Below are 13,790 nucleotides of genomic sequence, written 5' to 3'. Positions count from 1 at the left end.
CGCCCCCGACCGGGGCGCGGCGGTTCTCCCATCTCCACAGAGCCGAACGACAGGCGGAGCCTCGCGTGCCCGCCAGGGAGCCGTCATGGCCACAGAGCACCATACCCAGACCACACCGGAAGAGATCGCACACGCGTTCGAGGAGGAAAGTCCGGCCGCCGATCTCAGTCCCTACGCGTTCGAGGACTGGCTGACGCTGCTCGTTTTCTGGGGCATGGCGGTCTGCGTCTTCCTGCAGTTCTTCACGCGCTACGTCCTGAACAACTCTCTCGCCTGGACCGAGGAGATCGCGATCAACTGCCTGATCGTGGTGGTGTTTCTGGGTGCCGTCGCCTGCGTGCGCATGTCGCGCCACATCCAGGTGGACGTCCTCTACCACTACATTCCCGCGGCGCTGGCGCGCGGGCTCTCGACCTTCGTCGACGTCCTGCGCATCGCGTTCTTCGCCTACGCATCTTACCTCTTGTGGCGCTACGTCAACATCGTCTCGCGGGAGCGGATGGTCACGATCGACCTGCCGCGCTCCATCATCTTCTGGACCGTGTTCGCCGCCTTCGTGCTCATGCTCCTGAGGGCAGTCCAGGTCGCCTGGGGCAACTGGCGGCGGGGCTATTCCGTGCTCGAGCGCCCCGGTGCATTCGACGGCTTGGGGGAGTAGGCCATGCTGGTCCTGATTGGTGCCTTTCTCATCCTTATGGTCGTCGGCGTGCCGGTGGCCGTGTCCATGTTCGTCGCCTCGGGCCTCTATCTAGCGGTCTACGGTGTCGCGCCTGACATCATCATCGCCCAACGCATGATGGCGGGCGTCGAGAGCTTTCCGCTGCTGGCGGTCCCCTTCTTCATCCTCGCGGGCAACCTGATGAACATCGCCGGGGTCACCGGCCGCATCTATGCCTTCGCCGTGGCTCTCGTCGGCTGGATGAAAGGCGGCCTCGCGCAGGTCAACATCATCGGCTCGGTGATCTTCTCGGGCATGTCGGGCACCGCACTCGCGGACGCGGCCGGCATCGGCACGATCGAGATCAAGGCGATGAAGGACCACGGCTATCCCGTTGAGGCCGCCGTCGGCGTCACTGCGGCCTCGGCGACCCTGGGGCCCATCTTCCCGCCGTCCCTGCCCTTCGTGATCTACGGCATGATGGCGAATGTCTCGATCGGCGCGCTGTTCATGGCCGGCATCATCCCGGGCGTCGTGATGACCGTCCTGATGATGCTGACGGTCGCGGTGTTCGCCTACCGCAAGGGTTGGGGCGCCGACACGCCCTTCGAGATGCGCCGGCTCCTGTCGGCCTCGATCGAGATCCTCGTCGTCGCGAGCTTTCCGATCTCGGTCTACGTCCTCGTCCACCTCGGTCTGTCGCTGAACCTTTCGGTCCTCATCGCGCTCGCCGCGCTGGTGGCGCTTGACTGGTACTACGACTTCTCCGCCGTCATGGCGTTGATGACCCCGGTCATCCTGATCGGCGGCATGACCATGGGCTGGTTCACGCCGACGGAAGCCGCCGTCGCCGCGGTCATCTGGTCGCTGTTCCTCGGCCTTGTGCGCTATCGCACGATGACCTTCCGCACGCTGGCAAAAGCAAGCTTCGACACGATCGAGACGACGGCCTCCGTGCTCTTCATCGTGACCGCGGCGTCGGTCTTCGCCTGGCTCCTCACCGTCAGTCAGGCGGCGCAGCTGATGTCGGACGCGATCCTGGCGATCACCGACAACCCGGTCGTCTTCCTGATCCTCGTCAACATCCTGCTCCTCGTCGTCGGCTGCTTCCTCGACACGATCGCGGCGATCACCATCGTCGTCCCGATCCTCTTGCCGATCGCGCTGCGTCTTGGCATCGACCCCGTGCATTTCGGGCTGATCCTGACGCTGAACCTGATGATCGGCCTTCTCCACCCGCCGCTCGGCATGGTGCTCTTCGTTCTGTCGCGGGTGGCCAAGCTCTCGGTCGAGCGGACGACGATGGCGATCCTGCCCTGGCTCGTGCCATTGTTCCTCGCCCTGCTGGTCATCACCTTCTTCCCCATAGTAACGCTCTGGCTTCCGACTCAGATGGGACTGATCCAATGACGACCGCGCGCGCAGCGACCATCTTCAGCGCAGAGGACCTTCGGGTCGTGGACCGCGACCTCGGAGACCTCGCCTCCGGCCTCGTGCGCATCCGTTTCGGTGCCGGCGGCATCTGCGGCTCGGACATGCACTACTTCCGCCACGGCAAGACGGGCGACTACGTCGTGCGCGAGCCCCTGGTGCTCGGCCACGAGATTTCCGGAATCGTCGAGGCCGTTGGCTCCGAGGTGACCGGTCTCCAGCCGGGCACGCGCGTCGCGGTGAACCCGTTCCGCCCCTGCGGCCATTGCCCGCGCTGCCGCGAGGGTCGGGCGAACCTGTGCGAAAACGTCTTCTTCATGGGCTCCGCCTCGAAGAACCCGCACATGCAGGGCGGCTTCTCCAGCTACTTCGACACGACGCCCGGCCAGTGCGTGCCGGTGCCCGACCACGTCGCGATCGAGGCCGCCGCGCTGGCCGAACCGCTTGCGGTCTGCCTCCATGCGGTGAAGCGCGCAGGTGATTTGACGGCTAAGTCGGTCGCGATCGTCGGCGCGGGACCCATCGGCCTCTTCACGCTCCTGTCGGCGCGCATGAAGGGCGCCGGCCGGCTCACCGTCGTCGACATGGCGGCCGCCCCCCTCGCCTTCGCGACCAAGCTCGGCGCCGACGAGGTGATTGATCTGTCGAAGGATGCCGAGGGCTTCTCGAAGATCACGCCGCCCGACGTCGTGTTCGAGGTGTCCGGCACGCCGGCGGGCCTGTCTTCGGCGATCCAGAACGTGCGGCGCGGCGGAACGGTGGTTCAGGTCGGCAATCTCGCCGCCGGACCGCTGCCGATCCCGGCGAACTCGGTCATGTCGAAGGAACTCGACCTTCTCGGCTCGTTCCGTTTCGACGTGGAGTTTGCCGAAGCGGTCGGCTTGATCTCCGAGGGCAAGGTCGACGTCCTGTCGATCGTTACCGCGCGGCGGCCGCTGACCGATGCGCCGGATGCCTTCCGACTGGCGCTCGATCGAAGCCAGAGCGTCAAGGTCGTCCTGACGGCCTGAGCCTCAACTCTCTTCGTCGCCGGCCGGCTCGTCGTCCTGCCGGCGACCCCGTCGCCAATAGGCCACCACGAGGTGCTGGTTCTTCTTCAGGCCAAGATCCTTGCGGCAGAACCGGCGGATCGCCTTGAAGGCCTCGAACTCGCATCCCGCCCAAACGAACGGTGCGGAAGCGACAGTATCGGCTGCGGCGCGCGCCGCATCCTGCAGAAGCGTCGTCGTCCCCGCCGGGGTGCCATTCCGGTGCAGCCAGCGCAGCTGCACGCCGGGAGGATGGAGGAGTGGCTGCTCTTCCGCAGGTCCATCCACCTCGATGATGGCATGGCCAATCGCGGTTCGGGGGAGTTCCTCGAGCGTGCGGGCGATGGCGGGCAGCGCCGTCTCGTCGCCCAGGAGGAGTAGCCGCTCCAGCGACCCGACCTCCCCGCCGCCCGGACCGAGCATCCCGACGGGATCGCCGGGCTGCGCTTCGCGGGCCCATCGGCAGCCGGCACCCGGCGGATCATGCAGGACGACATCGACATCGAGATGCCCCGCCGCCGGATCGATGCTGCGGATCGTGTAGACGCGGGTGACGAGTTCATCCTCGCCCTGCGGCCAAACCGGCAGCGCTGCGGGACCCGCATGGGGCCAAACCGGCACACGACCCCTGGGCGGAAAGAGCAGACGGATGTGGAGGCCCCCGGTCGCAAAGCGCGAGAGGTCCTGCCCGGACAGTCGGACGCGGCGCATGTGGGGTGTGATCTGCCGGGCAGAGACCACACGGAGGGCTCGGAAGTGGGCGAGTTCGCGTGTATCCGCTCCGTCGCCGGACCAGACCAGCGGCGGACAAGCGTCGCCGAGGATATGCTGCATGTAATAGGCGACGACGCCCTTGGCGACGCCGTGCTGCCCAGCCTCGCGGCCCTCGACGGTCACCGACAGGGTTTCACCGGTGAACCGCAGCCGCGTGTCGCAGTCGTAGATCGTGAGCGTCGTTTCACCCTCGGGATCGACCGAGCCCGCCATGTCCTCGTCGAGATGCTCGAGTAGGTGGCGCAGGAAGCCTTCGCGATCCGCAACCGGGGCCGACAGGCGCGAAACCAGCGGACGCACGTGTCCCCGTGGCGTGTCCGACGAAGCGCTCGTCTCGATATGGTTCATGCCGGCTCCTCTACGATGCCCCGGCCTACGATTTGTGGATGATCGTAGTCAAGTTTATTCCCTTTCGGACCAAGGGATGTTTCTTCGCGTCGCACACTCGACTTTCGCGAGGGGTTGTGGTGCCTAAAGCCGCCCCGAAGAGCGGGCGAACCGCGCCGTTTGCGTTGCAAAAGGGAGATCCACCGTCATGCCGATGCTCTCGTCCCGTCTCCTGAGACTGGCTGCCGGCGCGATCGTCTTCTTGAGCGTCGGATCGCAGGCCATGGCGGAGCCGCGGGATACGATCCGCCTCGGCATGAGCATCGAGCCCGCCGGCCTCGATCCGACGATCGCCGCCCCCGCCGCGATCGGCCAGGTCGTTTGGCAGAACGTCTTCGAGGGACTGACCCGCATCGACGCCGACGGCAAGGTGCTACCCCAGTTGGCGAAGGACTGGACGATCTCGGACGACAGCCGCACGATCACCTTTCGCCTTCAACCGGATGTGACCTTTCACAACGGTGCGTCCTTCGACTCGGGCACCGCGAAGTTCACGCTCGACCGAGCGCGCGGCGACACCTCAACGAACCCCCAAAAGCAGTTCTTCCAAGTCATCGAGAGCATCGAGACGCCCGATCCCGGCACGCTGGTGCTGCACCTCAAGGAGCCGTCCGCCAACCTTCTATACTGGCTGGCATGGCCGGCTTCGGTGATGGTAGAACCGGGCTCGGCCGAGACGAACCGGTCGCAGCCGGTCGGAACCGGGCCCTTCCGCTTCGCCGAATGGCGACCGGGTGACCGGGTACGGCTGGAGCGCGCGGACCGGTACTGGGACAAGGCGAACCGACCCGCGCTCGCGAGCGCCGAATTCCGCTTCATCGCCGATCCGCAGGCACAGGCGACCGCGATCCGCTCGGGCGACGTGGACGCCATCCCCGAGTTCGTCGCCACGGAACTCTACAAGAGCTTCGAGGGCGACGAGCGCCTTGCCAGCGTCGTCGGCAACACCGAACTCAAAGTCGTCGCCGGCATGAACGCGCGGCGAAAGCCGTTCGATGATCCGCGGGTGCGCCGTGCGCTGATGATGGCGGTCGATCGCGCCGGACTGGTCGAGGCGGCGATGAACGGATTCGGCCAGCCGATCGGCAGCCATTACACCCCAAACGATCCGGGATACCGCGACCTGACCGGCGTCGCTCCCTATGATCCGGAAGCCGCCAAGGCGCTTCTGGCGGAGGCCGGCTACCCCGATGGTTTCAAGACTTCGATCCGCGTGCCGCAGATGTCCTACGCGACGCGTTCGTCCGAGGTCCTGCAGGCCCTTCTAGCCGAAATCGGCGTGACGATGGAGATCGTCCCGACCGAGTTTCCCGCCGTCTGGGTCGATCAGGTGCTGAAGGGCCATGACTTCGACATGACGATCGTCGCCCATGCCGAGCCACTGGACATCGGCATCTACGCCCGCCCGAACTATTATTTCGGCTACGTGAACGAGGCGTTCACCCGTGAGAACCACGAAGCCGAGCGGGCGATGGACGAGACCGCGCGCCGCGAACACTACGGCCGCGCGCAGGAGATCCTGGCGCAGGATCTGCCGGCCCTCTACCTCTTCGTGATGCCCAAGCTCGGGCTTTGGGACAAGCGGTTGATCGGCCTGTGGGTCAACGAGCCGATCCCCTCGAACGATCTGACCGACGTCCGCTGGACGCAATGAGCTGAACCAGCGCGTTGGCGGGCTTCCTCCTCCGGCAATCGGCGGGTTTTCTCGTCCTCCTCATTGCCGTTTCGCTTCTCGTCTTCGTCGTGTTCGATCTCCTGCCGGGCGATCCGGCGGCCGTCATGCTGGGCACCTCGGCGCGGCCCGACACGTTGGTGGCCTTGCGCGCTGAACTCGGGCTTGACCAGCCGGTGTTCCTGCGCTGGCTGGCTTGGCTCGGGGCAGCGACCACGGGTGATTTCGGGCGCTCCATCACCTACGGCATGCCGGTGTCCGGCCTGATCGCACAGCGGATGGCGGTCACCCTGCCGTTGGCGCTGATGGCGCTTGCGCTCGCTTTGCCGCTCGGCCTCACCAGCGGCTTTCTCGCCGCTCGCCGACCGGGCGCTTGGGCGGACCGCGTCGCCGTCGTCTTCGCCCAGAGCGGCATGGCGGTCCCGAACTTCTGGATCGGTCTTCTTCTGATCCTCGTCTTCGCCAACACGCTGGGCTGGATGCCCGGCGGCGGCTTTCCGGGCTGGGATGCGGGGATAGCGAGCGCCCTGACCTCTCTGACGATGCCTGCCGTCGCGCTTGCCCTGCCGCAGGCCGCCGTTCTCTGCCGCGTAACGCGGGGCGCTCTTCTCGAGACGGCAAGCGAGGATTTCCTGCGCACGGCCCGAGCGAAGGGGCTTTCCGAGACCTCCGCCCTCCTGCGTCATGGCGCGCCCAACGCGCTGCCGCCGATCCTTACCGTCGTCGGGTTCCAGTTCGCCTTTCTTGTCGCCGGGGCGGTGCTGGTCGAAAACGTTTTCGCCCTGCCCGGCCTCGGCCAACTCGCCTATCAGGCACTGGCCCAACGCGACCTCGTCACCATGCAGGCCGTGGCGCTTCTCCTGGCTGCAAGCGTCGTCTTGGTGAACGCACTCGTGGATGCACTTCAAGTCTGGGTCGACCCGCGAAGGCGAGCGCCGACCTGATGGCGAGGCGTTGGAACCTCCGGCTCGCGATCGGCGGCTCGATCGTGGCCCTTCTGTCGACCGCGGCGGTTCTCGCGCCGTTCTGGACGCCTGTCGCGGCCCCGCTTCGCCTCCGGATCGGTGCGCGGCTCGATGCGCCGTTGACGGGCGGGCTTCTCGGTACCGACCAGCTTGGGCGGGACGTTCTGTCGCTTCTGATGCTCGGCGCCGGAAACAGCCTCGCCACCGCCGCGACCGCGATCCTGATCGCCGCCTGTCTTGGGGGTGTGCTGGGTCTGCTGGCAGCCGAGATCGGCGATCGCAGCGGCGGCGTTCTGATGCGGGCGACCGACGTTCTTTTCGCGTTCCCGCCTCTGCTCTCGGCCATGATGCTCGCCGCGGCGCTCGGCACCGGGTTCTGGAGTGCGACGGTGGCGATCGCGCTCTTCACACTGCCGGTCTTCGCCCGGGTCACGCGCGCGACGACCGCCTCGGTCCTCGCCCGAGACTTCGTGACGGCCGCCCGCGCACTGGGGCGCAGCGGCCCGGCGATCGCTCGGCGCCACGTCCTGCCCAACATCGCCGGAACGCTGGCGATCCAGCTCTCGCTGCAGATGGGTCTGGCGATCCTGACGGAGGCCGGCCTCGGCTATCTCGGCCTTGGCCGAGCGCCTCCGACGCCGTCCTGGGGCCGCATGCTGGCGGATGCGCAGACCTACATGGGATCGGCGCCGTGGTTGGCGCTGGCGCCCGGCTGCACGATCGCGCTCGCCGTGCTCGGGTTCAACCTGCTCGGCGACGGGCTGCGCGACTGGCTGGACCCGCGGACCCGACGCTAGAAGCCGATGCGAGCGACAAGCGGCAGATGATCGGACGCCGGCGCCGCAGCCGGCACGGCCTCGAGCGAATGCAGGGTAATGCCTTCGGATGCGTAGATGCGATCAAGGCAAGCGAAGGGACGCCGGACCGGCCAAGTCGGCACCGGTCGATGCACCGGGAGCGCCGCCACGAGCGCATGATGAACCGGCCCTCTCCGGCGCCATTCGTTGAAGTCGCCAAGGGCGATGGTCGCGATTCCGGGTTTCGCGAGCGAGGAGAGGAACGCGGCCTGCCGGGGCCGGGCGCGCGGGTCGAGCCCGAAATGGGCGGACAGAACCCGCAAGGCGCCGAGCGGCGTCTCGATCACCGCTTCGATCACGCCTCTCGGCTCGAAGCCGGGCCCCGGCAAAGCATGGGTCGTCACGCTCGCAAGAGGATAGCGCGACCACAACGCATGGCCGTATTCGCGACCCGGCGGCCCGAAGAGGCGCGTTTCCGCCAGGTGCCCGCCGAGCGCTTCACGAACCTGCTCGAACGCATGGGGCAGGCGGCGAAGATGCTCGCGGCCGTCGACTTCCTGCAGCGCCACGATGTCGGCGGCAAAGCTCCCGATGACGCGAAACGATCGATCGGGATCGGGACGTCGACCTTCCCCTACGAAGCCGTGGAGGTTCCAGGTTGCGATGGTGAGGCTGTCAGTGCTGTCCGGTGCCGACACGATCCCCCCGTCCCTTGCCTGTGACCGTCTGGAGAATCAGGAGAATGTCGCCGAGGAAGCTGCGGGTCGCCAGATATCGCGCATCCGCCTCCGCCAGCCGCTCGGGTTGAGACATGTCGATCTCATGCACCTGCGCCAGACCGGTGATTCCCGGACGCAACGCATAGACGCCGCGGGCGCGCCGTGCCGCGATGACATCCGCCTGCACCGGCAGCGACGGCCGCGGACCGACGAAACTCATCTCGCCTTTCAGGACGTTCCAGAGTTGGGGCAGTTCGTCGAGCTTCCACTTGCGCAGAGTGGCGCCGAGATCCGTCACCGCCGAGACCGGCGTGTCGTGCGAAGCCGCCGAAATCGTGCCCTGGCGCATGGTGCGCAGCTTGTAGCAGGTGAAGACGCGCCCATTCCTTCCCACCCTCTCCTGCGCGAAGATTCCCGGACCGGGACTGTCGCGCCGGACGAGCGCGGCGAGGATCAGGATGACCGGACCGAACACGATCAAGCCCACGGCGCTTGCCAGAATGTCGAACACACGCTTCATGGGTGGCGAGTGCCGCGAAAACGCGGCTAGGGCAAGTGGGGGCGATCCGACGTGCGCATTCTCGTGACAGGGGCCTCGGGCTTCATCGGCCGGCACCTCGTCGCCCACCTGATCGAGCACGGCGACGACGCGATCGCAGTATCGCGCGGCCACGATGGCGTGCCGGGCGATCTGCGCAACATTGAGCAGTGGGACGGATGGCCCGCGCGTCTAGATGCCGTGGTGCATCTGGCCGCGCTCAACCCCGCTCGCGGCGAGGCGGCGGCCAGCGACGACGCGGCGCTAATGGCGGCCAACTTCTCGGCGACGAAGGCGTTGGCGGAGGCCGCGGCGCGGCGCGGCGTCCGACGCTTCGTCTACGCTTCGACAAATCTCGTTCATCCCCTGACGACTGAGCCGTTCGACGAGAGCGCACCGGAAAAGCCGCAGAACGCCTATGCAGCCTCGAAGCTGGCAGGCGAAACGGCGATGTGGCAGGGGCTGGAGGGCTCGAGCACGGAAGGCGTCGTGCTCCGCCTCCCGCCCGTCTACGGGCCGGGCGGTCGTGGCGGCGTCGCGGCCCTGCTGCGCGTCTCCAGCCTTCCGATCCCCCTGCCGCTTGCAGCACCAAGCGCCAGCCGCAGCCTTCTCTCGATCGCCAACGCGGTCGAGGCGCTGACGCTGGCCGTAACCGCGCCCGGCGCGGCCGGCGGCACGTTTCTCGTCTGCGATGGCGAGCCTTGGAGCCTTGGAGAAATGGTCGCCTTCGCTCGTCAGGAGATGGGTCGCTCACCGCGCCTCTTCTCGCTGCCGACGCACACGCTGGCACGCCTCGCGAGCCTTGCCGGACGGCGCAAGCAGTACGAACACGTGTTCGGATCGCTCGTCGTGGACGACGCCGCCTTTCGCGACGCCGCAGGTTGGCATCCGCCGGAGACGACGGAGGACGGGCTTCGCCGAATGCTACGAGACCTCCACCTGAAACGACGCGGAAAGCGCCGGTAGCGATCGTCATGACACATGCTCCCATCGACCCCGCCAAGCTGAAGCGGCAGAAGCGGCTGGAAGAAACGCTGCGAGAGAACCTGCGACGCCGGAAGGAACAGGCGCGGGGGCGCGCCGAGACGCCGGTCGGCGATCCCCTACCCGAGGACGAGGCGCAGGCCGAAGGCCAGAGCGATTGAGCCGCCAGCTTGGACATTCTGTCCGGGTGGACTTCGCGGGATGCGGAATTTAGAACCCTTCTCACGAAGGAGTTCCGGATGATCGACTACCAGTCCCACTTCGCATCCGCGATCGAGGCTCTCCACGCAGAACGCCGTTATCGTGTCTTCGCAGACCTCGAGCGCATTGCCGGCCGCTTCCCCGCAGCGATCTGGCGACACGAGGGCAAGGCACGCGAGATCACCGTATGGTGCTCGAACGACTATCTGGGCATGGGCCAGCATCCGGCCGTGGTGGATGCGATGCGTGGCGCCGTCGCCTGCATGGGATCGGGCGCAGGCGGCACGCGCAACATCTCCGGTACGAGCCATCCGCTTGTCGAACTCGAAGCCGAGCTCGCCGACCTGCACGGCAAGGAAGCCGCGCTCGTCTTCACCTCCGGCTTCGTGTCGAATGACGCGTCGATCTCGACCATCGCCAAGCTCCTGCCGGACTGCCTGATCCTGTCGGACGAATTGAACCACGCCTCGATGATCGAGGGCGTGCGGCGTTCGGGCTGCCGCAAGCAGGTGTTCCGCCACAACGATCTTGCCCATCTGGAAGAACTCCTGAAGGCTGCCGATCCCGAGCGGGCGAAGCTCATCGTCTTCGAGAGCGTCTATTCGATGGACGGCGACGTGGCGCCGATCGCCGCGATCTGCGACCTCGCCGAGCGCTACAACGCGATGACCTACATCGACGAGGTGCACGCGGTCGGCATGTACGGCCCGCGTGGTGGCGGCATCACGGACCGCGAGGGCGTGGCCGGTCGCCTCGATGTGATTGAAGGCACGCTCGCCAAGGCGTTCGGCGTTCTCGGTGGCTACATTGCGGGCTCGCGCGCGCTGGTCGATGCCGTTCGCTCCTATGCGCCGGGCTTCATCTTCACCACCGCCCTGCCCCCGGCGCTGGCGGCTGCGGCCGCAGCCTCGATCCGTCATCTCAAGCAATCGGGTGCCGAGCGGGCCGGACAGCAGCGGCAGGTGGCGGAAGTGAAACGCGAGCTGACCGGCGCGGATCTCCCGGTCATGCCATCGGACACGCATATCGTGCCTCTCCTCGTGGGCGATCCCGAACTGTGCAAGCAGGCCAGCGATCGACTGCTCGACCGCCACGGCATCTACATCCAGCCGATCAATTACCCGACGGTACCGCGTGGCACGGAGCGGCTGCGCATCACCCCGACGCCGTTGCACGACGACGCGCTGGTCGCCTCGCTGCGCGATGCACTGGTCGAGACGTGGAGCGCGCTCGGCATCCCATTCGCCTCCGAGCGCCCGGTGGAGGTGACGGTCGAGGATTCCGCCCCAGCCCTGGTTCTGGCGAAGGCCGGCGGCTGACGACACGCGGGCGCCCGTTTCGACGGGCGTCAGCCGATCAGCGGTCGTTTTCGCTGTCGTGGGCGGCCAAGTCCGGCGCGCCCTCCTTCCGCACGACGCTTTCCTCCGTCCGCGAGCGCGGCAGGCGACGGGCCAGGACGGGCACGATCAGCGCCAGTCCGACAAAGCGCACCACGTGGTGAGCCGCGACATAGGCCGGGTCGAGGTTGAACTGGAAGGCGAGGACCGTCAGCGCTTCGAGAGCGCCCGGCGCATAGGCCAGCGCGATCTTCCCGAAGGCGATCCCGAGAAGGACGAAGGCGACGAGCCCCGCCAGCCCCGACAGGCCGAGACCGATCGCAAAAGCGCCGAGCGAGGCTGTGAGCAACTCGCGCATGGCGCTGCGATGTTCCGGCTTGAGGCGCGCGCCAATCGAGCAGCCAAGGACGACAAGCGCCGGGATTGCGATCCAGTTCGGGATGGCGACCGGCGCGATCTCCGTCCCATGCAGGAACGCGCTCGCAAACAGCGCGCCGAGGATCAGCCCGCCGGGCACGCGGCTGCGCATGCCGAGCCAGGCGCAGAGAGCGCACAGGCCGCCGAGGACGAGATATTGCAGCGGCGTCCCGATCACGCCGCCCCGCAGCTGCCCCTCGACGGCCTGCGCCCCCTCGAGCCAAGCGAGAAGCGGTGTCAGCGCACCGATCAGAAGCAGTAGCCGCGTCGACTGCACGACGACGATCCGCGTCATGTCGGCTCGCGTCTCCGAAGCGGCAGCCAGAACGAACGACATCGCGCCCGGTAGCGAGGCGAAGAGCGCGGTCTCGCGATCCCAGCCGAATACCCGCTGCAGGAACACCTTGGTCGCCACGACGATCAGGGCGACACCAACCATCTGGATGGCGAAGGACAGCGGCCAGAGGGCGAGTTGGTTGACGACGTCGGGCGTCACGCCGGAGCCTGCCTGAATTCCGAGCACGAAGAAGGTCAGGTCGCGCAGGCGGTCGGGCACACGAAGCCGCAGGCCCGAAAGTGTTGCGATGACGACGGCCAAGGTCGCCCCGAGGAGCCATGCGACAGGCAGGTTTGCAAAGGCCGCCAACGCGCCGCCAACGGCGCCTATGGCGATCGTCAGCGCCGCCTGCGACAGGCCGGTCAAGGTTGTCGTCCGATCCACTCTGCAAGCCGTTCGGCCGATTCCTGGACCTGATCGAGGCGCCGATGGAAGCAGGCCCTGAGATGTCCCGGCGTTGTCGGAGCGAAAGCGGCGCCGGGGGCGAGCCCCACAAGAGCCTCGTCGGCAATGCGAAGAGCCGCCTGCATCCCGTCGGAAACGCCGTCGATCGAAAAGAACGCGTAGAACGCGCCGTCGGGCGGCGCGATCGACACGCGGTTGGTTGCCGCAAGCGTCGTCGTGAAGATGTGCCGCGCCTCGGCCGCTCGCGCGACCTGACCCTCGATGAAGGGCTCGCCGTGTTCGATGGCCGCCACCGCTCCGCGCTGCATGAAGGCGGCGACGCCGGAATTCGAGTATTGAACGAGGTTCTCGATCAGCTGACCGAACTCGACGGGCGCCTCGATCCATCCGACGCGCCAGCCGGTCATCGCCCAGTTCTTCGAGAACGAATTTACGAAGATCAGGGCGTCCTCGTCGGTCATCGCGTCGTGGAACGAGGGCGCACGCAAGCCGGCGTAGAAGAAGCGGCTGTAGATTTCGTCCGCCACCACGAAGATTCCGGCGTCGCGCGCGATGGCAAGGATGGCTCGGATCGTCTCGGCGCCGGCAGTCCAGCCGGTGGGGTTGTTCGGCGTGTTGACGAAGATCGCGCGGGTCCGCGGCGTGATCGCGTCACGCAGACGATCGAGATCAAGCGACCATTGCGTTCCCGTCCACTCCAACGCGACCTCGACCGGCCGTGCTCCGGTGACGCCGGCCGCCGCTGCGAAGTTCGGCCAAAGCGGGGAGACGAAGACGACCTCGTCGCCCTCACCCGCCAGCGCCGTGAGAACGAGTTGAATCGCGTGCATGCCAGAGCCGGTGACGAAGATACGCTCGGGCGAAGTCGGGCGGGCATAGAGGCGCTCGGTATAGCCCGCGATGGCTTGCCTGAGTTCCGGGATGCCGCGCTGCCAGGTGTAAAAGGTCTCGTCGCCGCGCAAGGCTTCCGCTGCCGCCTCGGCAATGAATGCCGGCGTCGACAGGTCGCCCTCGCCGGCCCAGAGTGGAATCAGGCCCTCGCGCCCCCGGGCATGGTTGATGACGGCGACGATGCCGCTTTCAGGCGCGGCGAGCGCGGCCGGACGCAGACGCTGGAGAAGGCTCATATGGGCAGTCCCG

General features: G+C 67.2%; 14 protein-coding genes. 9 read left to right on the top strand and 5 right to left on the bottom strand.

Translation table 11 applies throughout. The annotated features are described in order from the left end of the window. Positions 1-85: 85 nt before the first annotated feature. From ACLNGM_RS12910 to ACLNGM_RS12900, 3 genes are read left to right on the top strand one after another with little or no spacing between them, the layout of a single operon-like run. Positions 86-658 (top strand): TRAP transporter small permease, encoded by a 573-nt coding sequence (locus ACLNGM_RS12910; RefSeq protein ID WP_416355221.1) that lies wholly within the window; start codon positions 86-88, stop codon positions 656-658. Between the two features lie 3 nt (positions 659-661). Next, on the top strand, positions 662-2,068 hold the full coding sequence (locus ACLNGM_RS12905; protein ID WP_416355220.1) for a TRAP transporter large permease: 1,407 nt from the start codon (positions 662-664) through the stop codon (positions 2,066-2,068). After that, positions 2,065-3,099, top strand: coding sequence for an L-idonate 5-dehydrogenase (locus tag ACLNGM_RS12900; RefSeq protein ID WP_416355219.1), 1,035 nt, complete (start codon positions 2,065-2,067; stop codon positions 3,097-3,099). The genes ACLNGM_RS12905 and ACLNGM_RS12900 overlap by 4 nt, the downstream gene beginning before the upstream one ends. A 3-nt stretch (positions 3,100-3,102) precedes the next feature. Here the strand turns inward: ACLNGM_RS12900 and ACLNGM_RS12895 are convergent, their stop codons facing one another. Beyond that, positions 3,103-4,239 (bottom strand): siderophore-interacting protein, encoded by a 1,137-nt coding sequence (locus ACLNGM_RS12895; protein ID WP_416355218.1) that lies wholly within the window; start codon positions 4,237-4,239, stop codon positions 3,103-3,105. A gap of 187 nt (positions 4,240-4,426) precedes the next feature. Here ACLNGM_RS12895 and ACLNGM_RS12890 point away from each other — a divergent pair, with 187 nt between their 5' ends. From ACLNGM_RS12890 to ACLNGM_RS12880, 3 genes are read left to right on the top strand one after another with little or no spacing between them, the layout of a single operon-like run. Further along, a complete protein-coding gene (locus ACLNGM_RS12890; protein ID WP_416355217.1) occupies positions 4,427-5,932 on the top strand; it encodes an ABC transporter substrate-binding protein in 1,506 nt (501 codons plus the stop codon). Between the two features lie 14 nt (positions 5,933-5,946). Beyond that, positions 5,947-6,894 (top strand): ABC transporter permease, encoded by a 948-nt coding sequence (locus ACLNGM_RS12885; protein WP_416355216.1) that lies wholly within the window; start codon positions 5,947-5,949, stop codon positions 6,892-6,894. Beyond that, positions 6,894-7,712: an ABC transporter permease gene (locus ACLNGM_RS12880; RefSeq protein WP_416355215.1), complete on the top strand. Its 819-nt coding sequence runs from the start codon at positions 6,894-6,896 to the stop codon at positions 7,710-7,712. The genes ACLNGM_RS12885 and ACLNGM_RS12880 overlap by 1 nt, the downstream gene beginning before the upstream one ends. On the opposite strand, the gene ACLNGM_RS12875 is transcribed toward ACLNGM_RS12880, so the two are convergent. Both ACLNGM_RS12875 and ACLNGM_RS12870 read right to left on the bottom strand, forming a co-directional pair. Further along, the gene (locus ACLNGM_RS12875) at positions 7,709-8,410 is read right to left on the bottom strand and encodes an endonuclease/exonuclease/phosphatase family protein (RefSeq protein ID WP_416355214.1); all 702 of its coding nucleotides are present in this window, start codon (positions 8,408-8,410) and stop codon (positions 7,709-7,711) included. The two genes, ACLNGM_RS12880 and ACLNGM_RS12875, sit on opposite strands and share 4 nt — an antisense overlap. Beyond that, positions 8,388-8,951, bottom strand: coding sequence for a sugar transferase (locus ACLNGM_RS12870; protein ID WP_090964151.1), 564 nt, complete (start codon positions 8,949-8,951; stop codon positions 8,388-8,390). Before ACLNGM_RS12870 ends, ACLNGM_RS12875 begins: the two co-directional genes overlap by 23 nt. Before the next feature lie 51 nt (positions 8,952-9,002). On the opposite strand from ACLNGM_RS12870, the gene ACLNGM_RS12865 reads away from it, so the two are divergent. The 3 genes from ACLNGM_RS12865 (at position 9,003) to hemA (ending at position 11,473) form a co-directional block, all read left to right on the top strand. Next, positions 9,003-9,935 carry an NAD-dependent epimerase/dehydratase family protein gene (locus ACLNGM_RS12865; protein ID WP_416355213.1) on the top strand — a complete coding sequence of 311 codons (933 nt, stop codon included), beginning with the start codon at positions 9,003-9,005 and terminating at the stop codon, positions 9,933-9,935. A gap of 8 nt (positions 9,936-9,943) precedes the next feature. Continuing rightward, positions 9,944-10,114: a hypothetical protein gene (locus ACLNGM_RS12860; protein ID WP_416355212.1), complete on the top strand. Its 171-nt coding sequence runs from the start codon at positions 9,944-9,946 to the stop codon at positions 10,112-10,114. Between the two features lie 81 nt (positions 10,115-10,195). Next, the gene (gene hemA, locus ACLNGM_RS12855) at positions 10,196-11,473 is read left to right on the top strand and encodes a 5-aminolevulinate synthase (protein WP_090964205.1); all 1,278 of its coding nucleotides are present in this window, start codon (positions 10,196-10,198) and stop codon (positions 11,471-11,473) included. 37 nt (positions 11,474-11,510) lie between these two features. Here hemA and ACLNGM_RS12850 read toward each other — a convergent pair whose 3' ends face one another. Together ACLNGM_RS12850 and ACLNGM_RS12845 are read right to left on the bottom strand one after the other, a co-directional pair. Then, positions 11,511-12,611, bottom strand: a complete 1,101-nt coding sequence (locus tag ACLNGM_RS12850; RefSeq protein WP_416355211.1) for an AbrB family transcriptional regulator — start codon at positions 12,609-12,611, stop codon at positions 11,511-11,513. After that, a complete protein-coding gene (locus ACLNGM_RS12845; protein ID WP_416355210.1) occupies positions 12,608-13,777 on the bottom strand; it encodes a pyridoxal phosphate-dependent aminotransferase in 1,170 nt (389 codons plus the stop codon). Before ACLNGM_RS12845 ends, ACLNGM_RS12850 begins: the two co-directional genes overlap by 4 nt. Positions 13,778-13,790 lie beyond the last annotated feature (13 nt).

Origin of the sequence: Aureimonas phyllosphaerae, assembly GCF_047943035.1 — a bacterium.
In the GTDB taxonomy this organism is placed as follows: Bacteria; Pseudomonadota; Alphaproteobacteria; order Rhizobiales; family Rhizobiaceae; genus Aureimonas; species Aureimonas phyllosphaerae.
This window is presented reverse-complemented; position numbering and strand designations above follow the sequence as displayed.